Raw genomic sequence first — 16,552 nt, 5'->3', positions numbered from 1 at the left:
AAGGAAAGCACCATGTCGAACTTCCTCAATGCCGCGAAGGCCACCATGCTGGACGCGCTCGCCGCGCAGGCTGGCTTCGTCGGGCTGCACACCGGCGACCCGGGCACCACCGGCGCCAACGAGATGACTGGCACCGGCTATGCTCGCGCCGCGGTCACCTGGGGCGCCACGGCGAACGGCGCCAAGCAGGGCGTCGGCGCCAAGCAGACTGTTCCGGCCGGCAAGACCGTGGTGCAGCTCGGCATGTGGTCGGCGGCGACCGGCGGCACCTTCCTCGGCCCGCTCGACTGCCCGGATGAGGCCTACACGAGCGCCGGCGATTACACGGCGACGCTGAACCTTGCCCTGACCGACGCGGCGTAAGGCTCGCTCGGTGGCCTACGACAACCCGCCTTTTTCGGTCCGGCGCGGTGACGATCGCCTGATCGAGATCGACGTCGCCGATGCGGATGGCGCTGCGATTGATCCGACCGGCCTCAAGGTCCGCCTGACCTATGGGAAGGGCGCCGGCCGAGCGATCAAGACCATCACCGAGGCCGATCTGACGGTGGTCGGCAAGAAGATCGTCTATCGGATGCGGCCGGCCGAGACCGAGGCCCTCGAGGCCCTCGCGACCTATTGGGTCCAATGCCGCGTCACGTTCCCGGATGGGACCACGGACGGGTTCCGCGAGACGGTCACGACCGGATCGTTCTCCGTCGAGCAAACGCAGTAGCGCGGCAGGCTGATCGATGCCCATCGCTGCCGGCAGCATGAATCAGCGGGTGCAGTTCCTGCGCCGCATCGCGGGCTCGTATCAGCCGCTCGGCTCGGTGCAGTGGGCCCGCCTGCAGTTCGAGCGCGCGGTCACCATCAGCGTCGTCGGCGTGCCGTTCCAGGGGCGCGGCGGCAAGCTGACTGTGCGCGCGTGCGACGTCACCCGGGGGCTCACCACCGGCGATCGGCTGCGCATGGATGGCGAGGAGTTCGCGATCACCATCCGCAAGGCTGCCGAGGTCGCGGTCGACGACGTCCACCTGGAGATCGAGTCCGCGCCGACGCCGGCCCTGTATGCGGCCGAGATGGAGCGCCGCGGCGAGGTCGTGTCGCTCCGGCGGAGCACGCCGAACAGCACGCCCACCTCCTACGACGCTGAAATCGACGTGCGGGCGATCGTCACCGGCTACGCGCCCAGCGAGCTCGTGGGCGGCATCAACCAGGGCGACAGCCGCGTGATCCTGCTGGCTGCCGACGTGGCCGCCGGCGGCTTCCCGGCACCGATCGAGACGGGGGGGTTGGACACCGTCTGGATCAACGGCCTGCAACGCACCTTCAAGAGCGTGGACGACAACACGCACCGGATCGCGGGCGTGCTGCTCGCGTACGACTGCACGGTGCGGGGCTGATGCCGTCCGGATCCAGCGCGTCGGTCCGCGCCGCCGTGGCGCAGGCGCTGTCGCCCGAGAAGCGCCGCCTCATCGTCACCGCAGCGGCCCGCGAGGCTGCACAGCGGGCGGAAGCGGCCTATCGCGCCGAAACCGGCCTTCCGCCCGGGCACGATACGGTGGTGGACGGGCGCGCCCATGCCTCGCTCGACCGGCTCAACCCGGACCGGGGCGAGGTCGTCTTCCGGTTCGCGCGTGTCACCGAGGCGCTCGCCTGGATCTACGACCAGATCGTCACCCACTCGCCTCGGCTGACCGGCCGGTTCGCTGCCTCGCACATCCTGCTCGCCGACGGGCAGCGGGTCGACCCGAAGAACCCGCCCGCGGCTGCGCGCTACGTGTTCATGAGCCTCGCGCCCTACGCCAAGAAGATCGAGGAGGGGCAATCCTCCAGCGCGCCGACCGGCGTCTACCAGGCGGTGGCCGTGCTGGGGGAGCGCCGGTTCGGCAACAGCGTGAGCGTCGGGTTCGGCTACGAGTCGCCGCTCGTCGACTACATCGCCGGCGCGCATGGCCGAGGGGCCCGCGCCCTGCTCCGCCAGCAGCCCGTGCGCGTCGCCGGCATGAAGCTGGAGCGCTCGACGCGCGTCCCGATCATCACCGTCACCTTACGCTGAGGTCCCGTGGCCAAGCAGCATGTCGTCGCGACGGTGAAGCAGGTGCTCGCCGGCTGGTCCCCTGTGGCCGGAGGCAAACCGGTCATCGTCTTCCCGAACGGGCCGGAGAAGCCCCCGCCGGCGCCGGCGCCGTACCTCATGGTGCAGTTCCCGGTCTCGAACGAGAGCCGCACCACTCACAGCCGAACCTACGTCGAAGAGGGCGCGGTGCGAGTCGTGATCCTCGCGGCGCGGGGGAACGGCACCGACTGGCCGCTCGAACGCGGCGAAGAGATCGCAAAGCTGTTTCGATCGCGGAAGGTCAACGGTGTCGAGTTCCTGACGCCGACTTCCCCGCTCATGAACGACGACAATGACGACGGCAACTATTTCCGGACGTCTGTGATCGTTCCGTACACCTATCACTTCGACGATCCCGAATAGATCGCCCGAAGGATTGTGATGGCCGCGCCGCCCAGCGCGTGTCGATCCGAACAACTCTGCGGCATGGGCAGCCGTGACAATTACAAAGGACACCTGTCATGGCGATCAAAACCGCCTCCGGCACTCGCATGTGGATCGGCCCTGCCATCGATCCCGACAACGTCACGCTGGTCAGCCTGAAGGCGATCACCACCGGCTGGGTCGAGATCAAGAAGGTCGAGAGCTTCGGCGACTACGGCGACGAGAATTCCTCGGTCAGCTTCTCCGAGGTGGGCCGCGGCCGCGTCGAGAAGGCGAAGGGCCAGGCCGACGCCGGCACCATGGCCGTCACCGTCGGCGTCGTGCAGGGCGATGCCGGTCAGGCGGCGATGGTCGATGCGCAGGCGTCGAAGTCGAACTTCGCCTTCCGCATCGAGACACCCGACGCGCCGATCGATGGCGATCCGAACACCATCGAATACTTCGCCGGCCTCGTGATGAGCAAGCGGAAGAGCGTGGGCACGACGGACAACGTCCTCAAGCGCACGTTCAACATTGGCATCAACTCCGAGATCTTCGACGAGCTCGGCAACATCGCCTGATCCAGATCACTGACCGCCGCCCCCTCCTCGGCGGCGCGTGAGTGACGGACGTGGCGGCTGTCGGGGCCGCCACGTCCACCACCCGCACCCCGGCATCCCCGACGAACAGGAATCTCGACATGGATCTTTCGACCCTCGACACCACCGCGAGCGCCGAGGCCGGCGCGAAGATGGAGGTCGTGCACCCGACCACCGGCGCCGTCCTGGTGCAAAGCGACGGCAAGCCGATCTCGGTGATGCTGGCCGGTGAGGACAGCGATCGCTATCGCAAGGCCGACCGCCGCATCTCGAACCGCCGTCTCGCGACTGCGTCCACCGGGCGCCGCGTGCGCGCCACCGCCGAGGGCATCGAGGCCGATCGCCTGGAGGTGCTCGTCGCCTGCACGATCTCCTGGGAGGGTATCGGCTTCGACGGTGGCGAGAAGGAATGCACACCCGAGAACGCGCGTGAGGCCTACAAGAAACTGCCCTGGCTGCGCGAGCAGGCCGATGCCTTCATCGTGGACCGGGCAAATTTCTTGAAGGCGTAGCCGAGCAGCTGGTCCAGCACGGCGAACGGAGCGCGGCGTCCCAGGGCTACCAGGGCACGCCTCCGTTCGTCCTCGACTACGTCTGGCGCTGGTACTGCGAGTTGAGCAGTGCCCGGACCAGCAACGGCTTCGGCCTCAATCCGCTATCGTTTTGCGAGATCGAGGCGTGGGCCCGGCTCAGCGGCGTCGAGCCCACGCCCTGGGAAATCAGCCTGCTGAAGCGTCTCGACATGGTGACGCTGGCCAACCATCGCAGCAACGCCGCCGATCGTGACGGTGAGCCGGAGTTCGAGGCCGCGGCGGACGATATCGCCGGGGTCCGGGCAGTGCTGTCCGATCTCAAGGCCCGGGCGAAGGCGAAGTTCGGGAAGGGCTAGCCGCGGCGCCCGCGCCGCTTTGGCGATGCCTCTTCCGGCGCCTCGCACCGGTAGGCCTCTCCGATCCCCTTCGCGCCCATAATCCCTGTTTGCGTATCGACCAGGAGGAGGCTGTTGCCGTTCACGGCGGCGGCCTTCTCCTGCATCTCAGCGATCATGTTGTCGTAGCCCAGACCGCCTAGCGCACCCCCAACGAGCGACGACCCGCGCACCTCGCCGAGGCGCTGGCAGCCCGCGACGGCAGCCTGATCTCGGACGATCCTGACAGTCTGAGCATGCGCTGTGCCCGCCACGAAGCAGGCCAAGGCCAGCGAACCTACGACCCATCGCACCATTCCAGCCTCCCGTGTCCGGCGCGCCTCTTAGCGCGACGAGCGGGTAGCCGCACCTGGAGATCTCCATGGCTGCCGCAGAACAGCACGTCGAAGAGTGGGTCTTCCGATACACCTCGGAGGGCGACGCCAAGGCTCGCGCGAGCGCGGATCAGCTCACCGGCTCCCTCGACAAGCTCTCGGGTGCGCAGGATCGGTCCGCAGCCAGCAACGACAAGGGCATCGCTGCGTCGGATCGGGCCGCCCGGGCAAAGGCGAGCCAGGAGGCCGCGGCCGCGAAGCTCCAGCGCCAGATCGAGGCGGAGAACCGCGCGCTTGCAGCCTCCGAGGCTGCCCAGAATGCTGCGGCGGCCGCCACGGGCGGGCTCACTGCCTCGCAGCTGCGGGCGATCGACGCTTATGCGGCGGCAACCCGGGCCGGCAACGACAACGCCGCGGCGGTGGGCCGCCAGGGCGAGGTGTTCAAGGCGGCCGGCAAGACCATCGCCGAGCATCCGGTGCTCGTGCTGGCGGCAAGCGTCGCGGCAGCTCGCGCCCTGTCCGGCCTCGCGACTTCAGCTGCCGGGTCCCTCGGTGCGGCGTCCGCCTCGACGGCGGCGTTCGCCGAAGGTGCCGCGGGCATGGGACCGGCCGTTGTTGCTGGAGCCACGCTGGCTGCACGTGGGCTGGCAGGCTTGTCGACCGGCGCCACTGCTGCGGCCGGTGGGCTGGGCCTTTATGCCGAGAAGGTCGCCGGCTTCACCACCGCCACGAGCTTGCTGTCGCGCGGCCTCACCTTGATCCCGCCGCTGTTCCTGCCGATCGCCGCCGCCTTCGTGGCGTTCGAGGTCGGCTCGGCCGTCTTCAGCAAGGCGTATGCGGATCTCCAGCGGCTGATTGACCTCGGCGAGAAGGCGCAGAGGCTCGATGTCGGGGCGGCGTTCCTGAAGAGCTTCGAGTCGCTCGGGCCGAAGATCCAGGCGACCGGCGATCAGATGGATGCCGCGCTATCGAAAGCGACAAGCTTTCTGAAGATGAACTGGGGGCAGGACAACAACAACCTATCCAAGATGTTGAACGACATCACCGCGACGGGGGCGGCTGGGGCGGGCGGTCTGAAATCCACCGCGCTCGCCGACACCGCCACGACGACAGAGGAGCGCATCAAGGCCGCTGTCGCCGGCATGAAGGAGCTCGACGAGCTCGGCCTCCATCTCGCCAGCCTGAAGGTCGGCGACGCGGTGTTCGGCGCCGACTTCATGGAGCGGCTCCGTACCGGGCAGACCACCATCGCACAGCTCAGCGCCGACCTGGAGGCGGCCAGCCAGAAGGAGGTGCTGAACCAGGACCAGGTCGACCGTGCCGTGGCCCTGAACCGGGCCATCTCGGATACCAAGCAGGCGATCAGCGACGCCTGGGCGGTGAACGTCGATTTCAGCGCGGCCGCCACCCTGCTGAACGAGATCTGGTTGAAGATCCTTCAGACGGTGCTGTTCCTCGTCCAGACGCTGAACGATGCCATCTCCGCGGTCACCGCCTTCGGAGCCGCGGTCCTGTCCTCGATCGGTGGCGCCTTCGATGTTGCATACAGCAAGGCGACGGCGTTGCTGTCCACTCTCGGCATCATCGCCAAGCAGCAGGCCGCTGTTGAGGTGCAGGGGCCTCCTGAAGCCGCCGGTCCCGCCCCGCAGAAGATCACCGGGCGCGATCTGGGGTACGTTTCGACGGTCGTCGATGGCCGCAAACTTGAGCGGGCAGCTGCCGGCGCCAAGCAGGCAAAGCAGGCCGCCACCGATGCGGCGTCCTCCTACGACAACCTGATCCAGAAGACGAAGGATCACATCACCGAGCTCGACCTCGAGGCGCAGTACGTCGGCAAGGATGCCGACGCGGTGATCAAACTGAAGCTGGCCAACCAGCTGGCCCGTGCCGCCCAGAAGGACGGCACCGAGGTCACGGCCGAGATGCGCGCCGAATGGGACCGGCTCGGCGACACCCTGGCCGCCAGCACCAAGCGCCTGGAGGAGACGAAGCGCGCCTACGAACAGATGAAGGAGGGACAGCGCGAGCTCGCCAGCGAGTTCGGGGAGTTCGCCGACGATCTGATCCTCGGCGGCAAGAAGATGAGCGAGGCCTTCACGGGCCTGGCCAAGACGCTGAGCAGCAACGCCCTGAAGGCGATCATCTCCGGCGAGGGGCCGTTGGCTGGTCTGCTCGGCACCGCCTCCACGGAGAAGGGCCAAATCGGCGGTCTGCTTGGTGGCGGCTTCAACTTCAGCAGCCTGCTCGGCGGAGGGTCGAACGCAGCGGGCTCACCGCTGCCCGGCGCGCAGGGCCCTTCGCTGCCCAGCAGCGGCCTGTTCGGCGGCTTGTTCGACGGCGACAAGATCTCCAACGCGCTCGGCCTCGGCGCAGAGTCCGGCATTGGGAAGGCTCTGGGAGACGCCCTGAAGCCGCAGAAGGCTGGCGGCGGGATCCTGTCGTCGCAGCTTGGTCAGGGACTCACCTCGGCAGCGGTCGGTGGATCCCTCGGCTACAGCAGCCAGTCGCCGCTGATCGGCGCCGCCGGTGGGGCGCTCGCTGGATTTGCCACTGCCGGCCCGATCGGCGGGTTGATCGGTGGCGCTGCGGGCATCCTTGGCGGCCTGTTCGGTGAGAGCCAGGCCAAGAAGGAGGCGAAGAAGAAGCTTCAGCAGGAGTTGCAGGCCCGGAAAGAAGCCCTCGACCAGGCGCGCCCGCAGATCGAGGCGCTGGCCATCCAGTTTGAAGGCGGCTCGATCGGCAACGTCGGCAAGCAGATCGTCGACGCCGAGGCCCAGATGCGCCAGGCGGCCAAGACCGCCAGCGACGGCGGGGACCGGGCGCTCGCCGACAAGCTGGTGAAGGACTACCAGACATATGTGGCCCGCATGACGGCGCAGTTCGCCGACGGGTTCAACGGCATCCTCGCCGAGGTCGAGGCCGGCTTCGGGACCAGCGGCCCGTTCTCGCAGGCGCTGTCGTCGGTCCAGTCCCTCGGTGAGGCGCTGAAGGGCTTCGTCGCGGATGCCGGCCGGATCTCGCCCGCCGCTACGCAGGCGGCCCGCGGTGCCGCGGTGCAGGGCGCGCTGTCGGCCCTGAACCCGACCCCGCAGCTGTCCGAGACGCAGACCGAGTTCGACCGCATCCAGGGCACGGCCGCCGGCCTGAGCCAGGTGCTGAAGGATCTCGGTCTCTCCGCCGATCAGGCCGCGCAGGCGATCAACGACGGCACCAACAAGGCGCTGGCCGCGCTCGCGGAGAAGTTCGACACGGACCTCGACCGAAAGATCAACGCGGCCAAGGGCAAGGACTATCTCAACGACGCCTCCGACCTGCTAAAGGAGGTCGCCAGCCTCAACGACGATGCCGCACGGCTCGGCCAGGACGGCAGCAAGGTCGGCGATTACTTCTCGGCCGCGGCCCAGAAGATCGTCGACAACTCGCAGCTGGTCGGCGACGCCTTCAACGAGCTGATCAGCGCGTTCCCGCAGCTGGCCGGCGTGGTCCATGCGTACAGCGCCGAGACCAGCAAGACCGCGATCCAGGCGCAGCAGGAGGCGGTGCAGGCCGCCCAGGAGGCCGCGCAGAAGCTCTCCGAGATCCGGGACCGGAAGCGCGGCTACGAGGATCGAGCCGTCGCGATCAACTTCGGCGACAACAGCCTCCAGTCCAAGATGCTGCTGTTCGAGCGCAACGCGGAATGGGACCGCTGGACCGAGGGCGCCAAGGGCAACCAGGCGATCGACGACCTGATCGCGACGCAGGACCTCGAGCGGCAGAAGCTGATCTTCGACTACAACCAGGCCGTGAACGACCGGCGCCAGAACTTCGGCACCCGGCAGCTGACCGCGCAGAGCGATAACAGCTTGTCGTCCCAGCTCGGCATCTTCGATCGCAACGCCGTCAAAGAGCGCCAGGATGAGGTGAAGGCTGGCGGCAACGCGCTCGTGCAGCTCGAAGCGGCGCAGGCGGCCGAGCGCTGGAAGATCGTTAAGGCCTACTACGATGCGGTCAACGACCGGATCCGGACGTTCAACGATCGCGCCTTCGCCGCGACGAACGACGAGAGCACGCTCGGCGGCAAGCTGGCGGCGTTCCAGCGCACGGCTGCCCAGCAGCAGGTCGAGGAGGCCAAGGTCGGCGGTGAGGCCATGGCGGCGCTCCTCCAGGCCCAGGGCGCTGAGCAGCAGAAGATCATCAACGACTACTACAAGGCGGTGCGGGACCGGCAGACCGGATACCAGGACCGGGCGTTCGCGGCGGGCAACGACGGGACCACGCTCGCCGGCCAGCTGGCCGCCTTCGAGCGTCAGGCGGAGAAGGATCGGCTCGCCGAGCTACAGGTCGGCGGCGAGGCCATGCTCGACCTCACCCGGGCCCAGGAAGCGGAGCGGGCCAAGATCATCCGCGACTACTACGAGGCCGTGAACCAGCGGATCCTGTCGTTCCAGGACCGCACGTTCGCCGCCACGAACACGACGGACCTGGCTGGGCAGCTGGCGGCGTTCGATCGGAGCGCCGCGGCGGAGCGGCTCGCCGAGATCAAGTCGGGCGGCGAGGCCCTGACCGCGTTGATGGTCGCGCAGAACGCCGAGCGGCAGAAGCTGGTCGACGAATACAACGAGGCGATCACCGAGCGGCGCGCCGGCTACCAGGATCGCACGTTCGCGGCGGCCAACGACAACAGCCTGTCGGGGCAGCTCGCCGTGTTCGAGCGGCAGGCCCAGAAGGAGCGGGCCGAGGAGATCAAGGCCGGCGGCGAGGCGATCCTCGACCTGACGGCCGCCCAGGAGGCCGAGCGCGCCAAGATCGTGAAGGATTACGGCGACGCGGTGAAGGCGCGGATCTCCAGCAACGAGGACCGGCTCTTCGCGGCGAACACCGACACCGACACGCTCGCCGGGCAGCTCGCTGCCTTCGACCGGAGGTCGGCCCAGGAGCGGCTCGAGGAGGCGAAGGCGGGCGGCGAGGCGATGACGTCGCTGGAGGCTGCACAGGCGGCCGAGCGGCTGAAGGTGATCGAGGACTTCAACAAGCAGGCGAAGGCCGCCTTCGACGACTTCGCCAACACCATCAAGAAGTTCCTAGAGCAGATGCTGGCCGGCAGCAGCTCGCCACTATCACCCGAGGATCGCTTGAAGGCTGCCCAAAGCCAGTACGACGAGCAGCTGAAGCTGGCCCAGGGCGGAGACAAGACCGCGCTCGGCGGCATCACGGGCTACGCGCAGTCGCTGCTGGACGCAGGCAAGGTCTACTATGCCTCGAGCCAGGCGTTCCAGGACATCTTTCAGCAGATCTACGATCAGCTCGGGAAGCTGCCGGATCAGGTCGGCCAGAAGGCCTTCGGCGACATCGGCTCGGCGACGGGCGGCAGCGCGCTGTCGAACACCGTGACGTCGATGATCGCGGCTCAGAACGCCTCGTCGGTCAGCCCGGCGAACGATGTGGGCCCAGACGCCCCGACGGCCACTCCGCGGGTGGCGGTTCCGGTCAACCAGGATGCGGCCTTGCTCGCCGAGCTGAAGGCGATCGGTGCCCGCCTCGATGCCCTGCGCGACGACGTCAAGGAGAACACAGGCGTGGACGAGGAGGGCCACCTCCAGACGATCCAGGCGGTCAAGGACGTCGGATCGACCCTGGCCAAGGGGAACCGCGATAGCTCGCGGCGTGAGGTGGCCTAGTGACCATCTACGCGCTCGAACTGCAGGCCCACACCGGCGCTGGCGGCGTCAAGACGTTCTATGCCGCCAGCGCCGCCTACAACACCGGTGCCGCCGATCTGCCGGCGCACCAGCACTTCCATCCGTCGCTCGAGACGCCGGCCAACTTCGAGCGGCACCTCTTCGCGGAGGGCAGCACCGGGGGCGCCTCGACCATCGCGTTCGGCGAGATCGTTCTAGCGAACGCGCACGGGCGCTACGACGACTGGGCGGATTACAGCTTCAACGGCCGGCCGGTGATCGTCCGGGTGCTCCAGCAGGACATCTTCGGGGCGGCGAAGGGGCTCTACAAGGACGCGCCGATCATGCTCCGGGGCACGATCGAGAGCCTCGACATCACCGACGTGTTCAAGACGATCCGGCTCCGGATCCACGACCGCCTGGCCGACCTCGACAAGCCCCTGCTCACCACCCGGTACGCCGGCACGACCACCTCTGCCGGCGCGACCGCGGAGGGCCCGGTGACGCTGAAGGACACCGTGAAGCCTCGGCTCTACGGCCTGGTCCGGAACCTGACCCCGGTCGACGTGAACCCGTTCAACCTGATTCGTCAGGTCTCGGACCGGCCGTGCTCCTCGATCCAGGTCTACGACGGCGGCCTGCCGCTGACGCTGAATGGGGACTACGCGAACCTGGCGGCTCTGACGTCGGCGAGCGTGACGCCGGGGCAGTACGCGACCAGCCTGGTGCTCGGGCTGATCCGCCTGGGCGGCACCCCGGCGCTCGGCATCACCGCGGACGCGATCGCGGCCGGCCCCCGGGACTGCGCGTCCCTGGTTCGGCAGATGCTGTTCGACCTCGACATGGTCTCGGCCGACCTCGACAGCGCGTCCATCGCGGCCCTGACCGCGCTCAACGGCGCCAGCTGCGGCCTGTGGGTGAACGACGATCGCACGGCGCTCACGGCGATCCTGCGCATGTTGCAGTCGGTGGGCGCATGGTTGGTCCCGAACGCCCAGGGCGTGTTCGTGGTCGGCCGCCTGGACCTGCCCGCCGGTCAGGCTCCGGCTGCGGCTTTCCGCGAGTGGCAGCTGCGCGGCGACATCAAGCGCATGGCGCCGAACGACGAGAACGGCGGCATCCCGGCCTACCGCTGCACGGTCCGGTACGCGCAGCTGGCGACCGCGATGACGGAGGATCAGCTCGCCGGCGCCGTGACCGGAGCGCGTCGCGCTGCCTTGCAGCTCGAGTGGCAGGAATCGGTGGCCGAGGATGCCTCGGTGAAGGTCATGCACCTCCAGGCGAAGGAGCTGACCTTCGACACCTGCCTGACCGAGCCCGCGGACGCGGCAGCCGAGGCCGCCCGCCGGCTCGCGATCTACCGGGTCCGCCGGGACATCTGGCAGTTCCGGGTCAGCGTGCTCGGCCCCGGCTACATGCCCAGCCAGGGAGGCGTGGATCCGTTCGCTCCGACCCTGCGGGTGGGGAGCATCGTCTCCTTGCAGATGACCCGGTTCCTGAAGACCGCAAAGCCGCTCGTCCTGATCGGTCGCGTCGATGACGCGGTGGCGGACGCCATCGAATTCAGCGCCTGGGGCTGACGGATGCCGCAACAGAACCTCGCCCTCATGTACGAGAACCGCGTCGACCTCGACGGCGTGGTGCTCGGCGGAGGCTCCTGGCAGACCGGGTCGCTGGGGCTGAACAACCTCCGGACGCCGTACCTGCCCGAGGTCGCCCGGACGACGAGCACAGATCCGGCCGACACCAAGTTCAACTGCACCCTGCCGAAGACCTTCAGCATCGGCGGGATCGCGCTCGGGCCAACCAACCTGCGGGCGACCGCGCAGATCCGGATCCGCGCCTACACCGACCAGGGCAAGGCCAACTTGGTCGACGACAGTGGCCTGCTGACGCTGCCCAGCAACGCGGTCGACAGCTTGACCCTGGCCTGGGAGGACGCCGGCTTCTGGGAAGGGGTGACGCAGGAGTTCGACGACATCGGCCGCGGCATCGGGAAGGGCGCGACCTTCATCTACATCCCGAAGTTCCGATTTGTCGCCGGTTACATCGAAGTCGAGATCTTCGACAAAGGTAACCCCGACGGCTACTTCGATATCGGCCGCTTCTTCGCCAGCCGCACCTGGCGCCCGCCCAAGAACTACGAAGAGGGCAGCAACTCCCTCGACTTCGAGGCGGTCACGGATGAGGAGATGGGCCGCAGCGGCACCCTCTTCCACAACGCCCGCGCCATCCGGCGGATCTTCAAGTTCGCCTTCTCGTACCTGCCGGACACCGAATTCCGGGAGATCTACCAGATCGCCGTGCGGTCCGGGATCCACAATCAGGTCGTGGTCGTGCCGAATCCCGGCGACCCCAGCACCTTCCTCCGTGAGGCCTTCATCGGGACGCTCGGGCAGATGCCGAGCCTCCGCCGGATGAGCACGCCCAACATCGCCACCGAGTTCGTCGCGAAGGAATCGCTCTGATGCCCCTGACCACTGCCCAGCAGGCGGCGCTCGATCGCCTCAAGTCGTTCTACGATGGCGACAACCCGTACAACTCGGTCACCAACCCGGGCGGCTTCCGCCAGGGCGGTCACCTCTACAACTTCGTCCCGGCTCTGAAGGATCTCGCGACCGTCATCGCCGGCGCCGCGGCGCTCGCAGTCGAGGTGGCCACCAACTCGGCGCAGTCGCCCAAGGCCGTGCGGGTCGACGGCGCCCAGAGCTACACGGACGCTGAAAAGGCGCAGGGCCAGGCCAACCTCGGCCTCGCTGCCGTGCTCACGTCGTTCGTGGCGAAGGCCGGTGGAACGATGACGGGCGTCCTCAACATCGCGATGAACTACGCCCAGATCAACTTCACCCAGGTCGGGGGCACCTATGACAAGGAGGCCTGGGCCGCCCTTATCAGCGGCGGCGACGGCAAGCTCTACTTTCAGAAGCAGAAGGCCGGGGCGTATTTCAGCAATCCGCTGGTCGTGAGCGAAGATGGTGGAATTTCCACGGCTCAGATCGGTGATCTCAACACGCGCATCGAAGCGCGTGCGCTGGCGTATGCCGCTCAGCGTCTGCCGCTGACCGGGGGTGCGCTTACGGGCTCTCTTGCCGCTCCATTTTTCGTCGCCAATGGCACGGACGGAAACTCCGGGTATCAACTCAACTCTCGCACCAACTCCAACGACAACGTTCTGACGGTCAATCAGGGCGGCGTTTATAGCATCTACAATCAGAAGGCCGGCTATTCCCCGTTCAATCTGAACGTAACGACCGGTGCAATCAACACTCGCGAGTTTGGAGATCTGAACACCCGTATCGAGGCCCGCGCCAAGGCATTCGCCGACGCTGCGCAGGCAGCAGCGGCAGGCGAGTCCGTCTCGCTCGCTGGCGACACGATGAGCGGCGATCTGACCATCTCGAAGGGCGGAGCGTCCCTCTGGCTTAAACAGTCCGGTGGAACTTACGACGGAAAGCAGTGGAGACTTTATCACTACGAGGGCGACAGCAATTTATATCTTCAAGACTTTACTGGCAGCTCCATCGTAGCCAACACCCATTATTTCAGCCGTGACGGCTCCGTATGGACCAAGCAGTTCGGTGATCTGAACGCCCGCATCGAGGCCCGCGGTCTCGCCTATCAGCAGGTCGCGCAGGCATCGGCGGTCCGTAAAGACCAAGCGTCGCGCCAGGACATGTCGGGCGATCTTCTGGTCAGCAAGGGCTATCCGGTGCTCGGGATGAATTACCCGAACGTGTTCTATTCCGGCTGGATGGTTCGTGAGGATAGCCGCACGCACCTCATGAACATGAGCTCGAACGGCAGCCTCTTCAACATCGGCTCGGATGGATCCGTTCAGACCGCTCAGCTCGGCGACCTCAACGGCCGCATTGAGGCCCGGGCCTCGGCCTTCGCCGAGAACGCCCGCGTCGCCGCCTACAACGCCGTCGTGATCTCTGCCCGGTACGTCCACGTCGGCGATCTCGACATCACCGGCAGCTACAACGGCGGCATGGTCGAGCCTTACGGCGGGGCGGTCTGCACCGGTCGGTCGAGCATCACCTCGGGCGACGGTAACGACATCATCATCCGAGCAATGCGGTTCCGTCAGCCTCAGATCTATGTCCCGAACGCTGGCGGCTGGATTCAGGTCGGCTTCGCCTAGTATTGGAGGGATCAACACATGGTTGCGAAGATTAAAGACCTCGGCACGTGGAGCCGGTACGTTCCGGACACCGTGCCGGATTGGGTCGGCGACGTCCCACCCGGCTACAACGTCCATTTTGCTCGGCGGGATAGCGATGGCCTCGACTGGTACGTGTTCCGTGCGACCGAGGGCTCATTCACTGACGGCTATCTCCTGGCGATGACGTATGCGGGAGCTCAGGGTGAAACCGTCCAGGCGACGGTTCGAGACCGCGGCAACGCGCCGGTGCCCACCGGCATGCGCGTGCTTGAGATCGAGGACATCGATCCGGACAACGCCGCTCCGTGGAAGGCCTACGAGCAGCGGATCTACGACCCGGCGACCAAGACGATTGGCGACCTGCCGGAGCCGATCGTGCTGGCAGTCCGCGATTACCAGTTCGCCGGCCAGGCTGCCGCCGAGCAGATCATCACGGACGATGCCGCGATGGCGTGGGTGGCCACCGGCAAGACGCCCGACACCCTGATCGAGGCCGTGAAGGCGAAGGTCACGGATCCGGATCGGCAGAAGCGCGTCCTGCTGTTCTTGGCCGGCACCACGTCGTTCCCGATCGGGCACGAGCTGACGCCGCTGCTGGCCGCCTCGTTCGGCAAGGACACCCCGGAGAAGCTGAAGGCCTTCTTCCGCGCCGCCAGCCAGCGCTGAGCCGGCCCGACCTCCACCACCCCTGAAAATCTGGAGCCTACCATGACCATGGCATCCGCCGCGGCGCAGACGGCTGCGCGCTTTCTGACTGTGGCTGGGATCCTGGCCATCGCCGCATGCGAGCCGGCAACCGCCCGCCCACGGCCGCACCGCCCCGGGACGTTCTGCGCGCCGGTGATCGCCGAGCGCGTCGGCCTCGTCCGCATCTGCGGCATCCCGAACGCCGCGCGCCGCTGACGCTCGCCTCACCACCAACCCGACAATCCTGGAGATCCTGACATGGCCGAGGCCAACCTGAAGCCGTGGTTCAAGGTCGAAATGACCTTCGAGGGCGGCCGTGTGGACGACAAGGCAGACCCTGGAGGCCGGACCGCCTACGGCGTGACGCAGCGGGTCTACAATGGCTGGCGCCGGGCTCGGAAGCTGCCGATTCGCGACGTGTGGCTGGTCGAGGTCAGCGAGCTCGTCGACATCTACAAGACCGGGTATTGGGACAAGGTCTGGGGCGATCGCCTGCCCGAGGGCCTCGACATCGTCGTGGGCGACGGCGCGATCAACTCCGGCGTCTCGCAGTCCGTGAAGTGGCTGCAGCGCGCCCTCGGCGTCCGGGTCGACGGCGTCATGGGCGATGCCACGCTGATGGCGGCCGAGGCCGTGAACGACGTGGATGCGCTGATCGCCAAGATCATCGCCTTGCGCAACGCCTTCCTCAAGGCGCTCCGGACCTTCAAGCGCTTCGGCAAGGGCTGGCTACGGCGGACCCAGCAGCTGAAGGATCTTGGGCAGCACTACGCGCGCGGCTCGACCGGTCCGGCGCCGGCGGTGGCCTTCATGTCGGGCATGAGCGCCAAGGCCGTGCTGGAGAGCGCCAAGGCGCCGCCGCCGAAGCTGGACGCGCTCTGGAGCGCCGGCACGTCCTCGGGCGTCCTCGCCCAGGTCACATCGACCCTGGAGCCGCTTCAGAACATCGAGCGCGTCGCGCACCTCCTGACCATCGTCACGGTGATCGGCGTGCTGCTGGGCGTCTGCGGCGGCCTCTACTCCCTGTGGGCCCGCAAGCGCTCCGCCCGGATCAACGAAGCGCTCGACCTGCGGCCGGCCCACCCGACCAACGACAACATCCCGCCCGAGGGACTGGATGATGCGCTGGAGGCCGCGTGATGCTGCGCCTGATCGGGACACTCTCACCCATCACCCTGGCGCTGCTCGGCGCCATGGTGGCCGCCCTGCCGCTCTCAACCGGTGGCTACTTCGTCGGCAAGTTCGTCGGCTGGCACGCCGGCAACGCGGCCGGGAAGGCTGCGATCGTCGAGACCGTGAACAAGCGCAACGCCGAGGCGGCGAAGGTCGCTCGCGGCGCGCGCGACGACATCGACCGCTGCTTCAACATCGACGGCGAATGGCTCCAGGAGGCTGGCAAATGCGACAGGTGATGATGTTGGCGCTCCTCGGCGCCGCGCTCGGTGGCTGCGTCACGGATTCGACGCCGGCCACGATCCAGGGCGCGTGCGATGCGTTCGAGGCCCCCAAGCTGGCCGTGCGCGGGCTCGATAAGGACGACCGGCGCTGGATCGCCGGCCAGGTCGAGGCCGGCGTCCGGGTCTGCGGCTGGAGCCGGCCGAAGGCGCGAGAGATCGCCCGGCAGATCGGCTCCTGAGACCGAGCTGGCTCCGCCCGAACCTGGGGCTGGCGCTCCGCCACTCCAGGACAGAGCCACCCGCAACGAGGCGGAGGGCTTCGCACCGTTACCGCATGG

18 protein-coding genes are annotated in these 16,552 nt (G+C 67.6%); 17 read left to right on the top strand and 1 reads right to left on the bottom strand.

All coding sequences use genetic code 11. From position 1 onward, the window contains the following. The first annotated feature begins 12 nt into the window (after positions 1 to 12). From AKJ13_RS15495 to AKJ13_RS15460, 8 genes are all read left to right on the top strand, one after another. Entirely contained in the window at positions 13 to 363 is a 351-nt protein-coding gene (locus tag AKJ13_RS15495) for a hypothetical protein (protein ID WP_050734152.1), read from the top strand. Positions 364 to 373: 10 nt separating this feature from the next. Further along, positions 374 to 715 (top strand): hypothetical protein, encoded by a 342-nt coding sequence (locus tag AKJ13_RS15490; protein WP_050734151.1) that lies wholly within the window; start codon positions 374 to 376, stop codon positions 713 to 715. A gap of 16 nt (positions 716 to 731) precedes the next feature. Continuing rightward, complete coding sequence (locus tag AKJ13_RS15485; RefSeq protein WP_050734150.1) at positions 732 to 1,385, top strand: hypothetical protein; 654 nt, start codon at positions 732 to 734, stop codon at positions 1,383 to 1,385. Next, positions 1,385 to 2,041, top strand: a complete 657-nt coding sequence (locus AKJ13_RS15480; protein ID WP_050734149.1) for a hypothetical protein — start codon at positions 1,385 to 1,387, stop codon at positions 2,039 to 2,041. The genes AKJ13_RS15485 and AKJ13_RS15480 overlap by 1 nt, the downstream gene beginning before the upstream one ends. A gap of 6 nt (positions 2,042 to 2,047) precedes the next feature. Further along, complete coding sequence (locus AKJ13_RS15475) at positions 2,048 to 2,464, top strand: hypothetical protein (protein WP_050734148.1); 417 nt, start codon at positions 2,048 to 2,050, stop codon at positions 2,462 to 2,464. Between the two features lie 98 nt (positions 2,465 to 2,562). Next, on the top strand, positions 2,563 to 3,045 hold the full coding sequence (locus AKJ13_RS15470) for a hypothetical protein (protein ID WP_050734147.1): 483 nt from the start codon (positions 2,563 to 2,565) through the stop codon (positions 3,043 to 3,045). Between the two features lie 41 nt (positions 3,046 to 3,086). Then, complete coding sequence (locus tag AKJ13_RS15465) at positions 3,087 to 3,575, top strand: hypothetical protein (RefSeq protein ID WP_144426265.1); 489 nt, start codon at positions 3,087 to 3,089, stop codon at positions 3,573 to 3,575. Between the two features lie 101 nt (positions 3,576 to 3,676). Next, a complete protein-coding gene (locus AKJ13_RS15460; RefSeq protein WP_050734145.1) occupies positions 3,677 to 3,952 on the top strand; it encodes a hypothetical protein in 276 nt (91 codons plus the stop codon). Here AKJ13_RS15460 and AKJ13_RS15455 read toward each other — a convergent pair. Beyond that, positions 3,949 to 4,287, bottom strand: a complete 339-nt coding sequence (locus tag AKJ13_RS15455; RefSeq protein ID WP_050734144.1) for a DUF4156 domain-containing protein — start codon at positions 4,285 to 4,287, stop codon at positions 3,949 to 3,951. The two genes, AKJ13_RS15460 and AKJ13_RS15455, sit on opposite strands and share 4 nt — an antisense overlap. A 65-nt stretch (positions 4,288 to 4,352) precedes the next feature. On the opposite strand from AKJ13_RS15455, the gene AKJ13_RS15450 reads away from it, so the two are divergent. From AKJ13_RS15450 to AKJ13_RS15410, 9 genes are read left to right on the top strand one after another with little or no spacing between them, the layout of a single operon-like run. After that, complete coding sequence (locus tag AKJ13_RS15450) at positions 4,353 to 9,965, top strand: hypothetical protein (protein WP_050734143.1); 5,613 nt, start codon at positions 4,353 to 4,355, stop codon at positions 9,963 to 9,965. Next, positions 9,965 to 11,545, top strand: a complete 1,581-nt coding sequence (locus tag AKJ13_RS15445; RefSeq protein ID WP_050734142.1) for a hypothetical protein — start codon at positions 9,965 to 9,967, stop codon at positions 11,543 to 11,545. The genes AKJ13_RS15450 and AKJ13_RS15445 overlap by 1 nt, the downstream gene beginning before the upstream one ends. A gap of 3 nt (positions 11,546 to 11,548) precedes the next feature. Beyond that, entirely contained in the window at positions 11,549 to 12,433 is an 885-nt protein-coding gene (locus AKJ13_RS15440) for a hypothetical protein (RefSeq protein ID WP_050734141.1), read from the top strand. Further along, a complete protein-coding gene (locus tag AKJ13_RS15435) occupies positions 12,433 to 14,109 on the top strand; it encodes a hypothetical protein (RefSeq protein WP_050734140.1) in 1,677 nt (558 codons plus the stop codon). Before AKJ13_RS15440 ends, AKJ13_RS15435 begins: the two co-directional genes overlap by 1 nt. Before the next feature lie 18 nt (positions 14,110 to 14,127). Continuing rightward, complete coding sequence (locus tag AKJ13_RS15430; protein WP_050734139.1) at positions 14,128 to 14,796, top strand: hypothetical protein; 669 nt, start codon at positions 14,128 to 14,130, stop codon at positions 14,794 to 14,796. Positions 14,797 to 14,838: 42 nt separating this feature from the next. Further along, complete coding sequence (locus AKJ13_RS15425) at positions 14,839 to 15,033, top strand: hypothetical protein (protein WP_050734138.1); 195 nt, start codon at positions 14,839 to 14,841, stop codon at positions 15,031 to 15,033. A 42-nt stretch (positions 15,034 to 15,075) separates the two neighbouring features. Then, positions 15,076 to 15,957, top strand: coding sequence for a glycosyl hydrolase 108 family protein (locus tag AKJ13_RS15420; RefSeq protein WP_064774630.1), 882 nt, complete (start codon positions 15,076 to 15,078; stop codon positions 15,955 to 15,957). After that, entirely contained in the window at positions 15,957 to 16,229 is a 273-nt protein-coding gene (locus AKJ13_RS15415; protein WP_050734137.1) for a hypothetical protein, read from the top strand. Before AKJ13_RS15420 ends, AKJ13_RS15415 begins: the two co-directional genes overlap by 1 nt. Next, positions 16,217 to 16,453 (top strand): hypothetical protein, encoded by a 237-nt coding sequence (locus tag AKJ13_RS15410; protein ID WP_050734136.1) that lies wholly within the window; start codon positions 16,217 to 16,219, stop codon positions 16,451 to 16,453. The genes AKJ13_RS15415 and AKJ13_RS15410 overlap by 13 nt, the downstream gene beginning before the upstream one ends. Positions 16,454 to 16,552 lie beyond the last annotated feature (99 nt).

The sequence above is a fragment of the Methylobacterium sp. ARG-1 genome, assembly GCF_001262595.1.
GTDB lineage: Bacteria > Pseudomonadota > Alphaproteobacteria > Rhizobiales > Beijerinckiaceae > Methylobacterium > Methylobacterium brachiatum.
The sequence above is the reverse complement of the archived record's forward strand: the minus strand, read 5'-3'. Positions and strand labels throughout refer to the sequence as shown.

Excerpts from the sequence above, each read along its gene's own strand:
- AKJ13_RS15495 (WP_050734152.1), top strand. The coding sequence starts at position 13 with ATGTCGAACTTCCTCAATGCCGCGAAGGCCACCATGCTGGACGCGCTC.
- AKJ13_RS15485 (WP_050734150.1), top strand. The coding sequence starts at position 732 with ATGCCCATCGCTGCCGGCAGCATGAATCAGCGGGTGCAGTTCCTGCGC.
- AKJ13_RS15480 (WP_050734149.1), top strand. The coding sequence starts at position 1,385 with ATGCCGTCCGGATCCAGCGCGTCGGTCCGCGCCGCCGTGGCGCAGGCG.
- AKJ13_RS15470 (WP_050734147.1), top strand. The coding sequence starts at position 2,563 with ATGGCGATCAAAACCGCCTCCGGCACTCGCATGTGGATCGGCCCTGCC.
- AKJ13_RS15455 (WP_050734144.1), bottom strand. The coding sequence starts at position 4,287 with ATGGTGCGATGGGTCGTAGGTTCGCTGGCCTTGGCCTGCTTCGTGGCG.
- AKJ13_RS15450 (WP_050734143.1), top strand. The coding sequence starts at position 4,353 with ATGGCTGCCGCAGAACAGCACGTCGAAGAGTGGGTCTTCCGATACACC.
- AKJ13_RS15440 (WP_050734141.1), top strand. The coding sequence starts at position 11,549 with ATGCCGCAACAGAACCTCGCCCTCATGTACGAGAACCGCGTCGACCTC.
- AKJ13_RS15435 (WP_050734140.1), top strand. The coding sequence starts at position 12,433 with ATGCCCCTGACCACTGCCCAGCAGGCGGCGCTCGATCGCCTCAAGTCG.
- AKJ13_RS15430 (WP_050734139.1), top strand. The coding sequence starts at position 14,128 with ATGGTTGCGAAGATTAAAGACCTCGGCACGTGGAGCCGGTACGTTCCG.
- AKJ13_RS15425 (WP_050734138.1), top strand. The coding sequence starts at position 14,839 with ATGACCATGGCATCCGCCGCGGCGCAGACGGCTGCGCGCTTTCTGACT.
- AKJ13_RS15420 (WP_064774630.1), top strand. The coding sequence starts at position 15,076 with ATGGCCGAGGCCAACCTGAAGCCGTGGTTCAAGGTCGAAATGACCTTC.
- AKJ13_RS15415 (WP_050734137.1), top strand. The coding sequence starts at position 15,957 with ATGCTGCGCCTGATCGGGACACTCTCACCCATCACCCTGGCGCTGCTC.
- AKJ13_RS15410 (WP_050734136.1), top strand. The coding sequence starts at position 16,217 with ATGCGACAGGTGATGATGTTGGCGCTCCTCGGCGCCGCGCTCGGTGGC.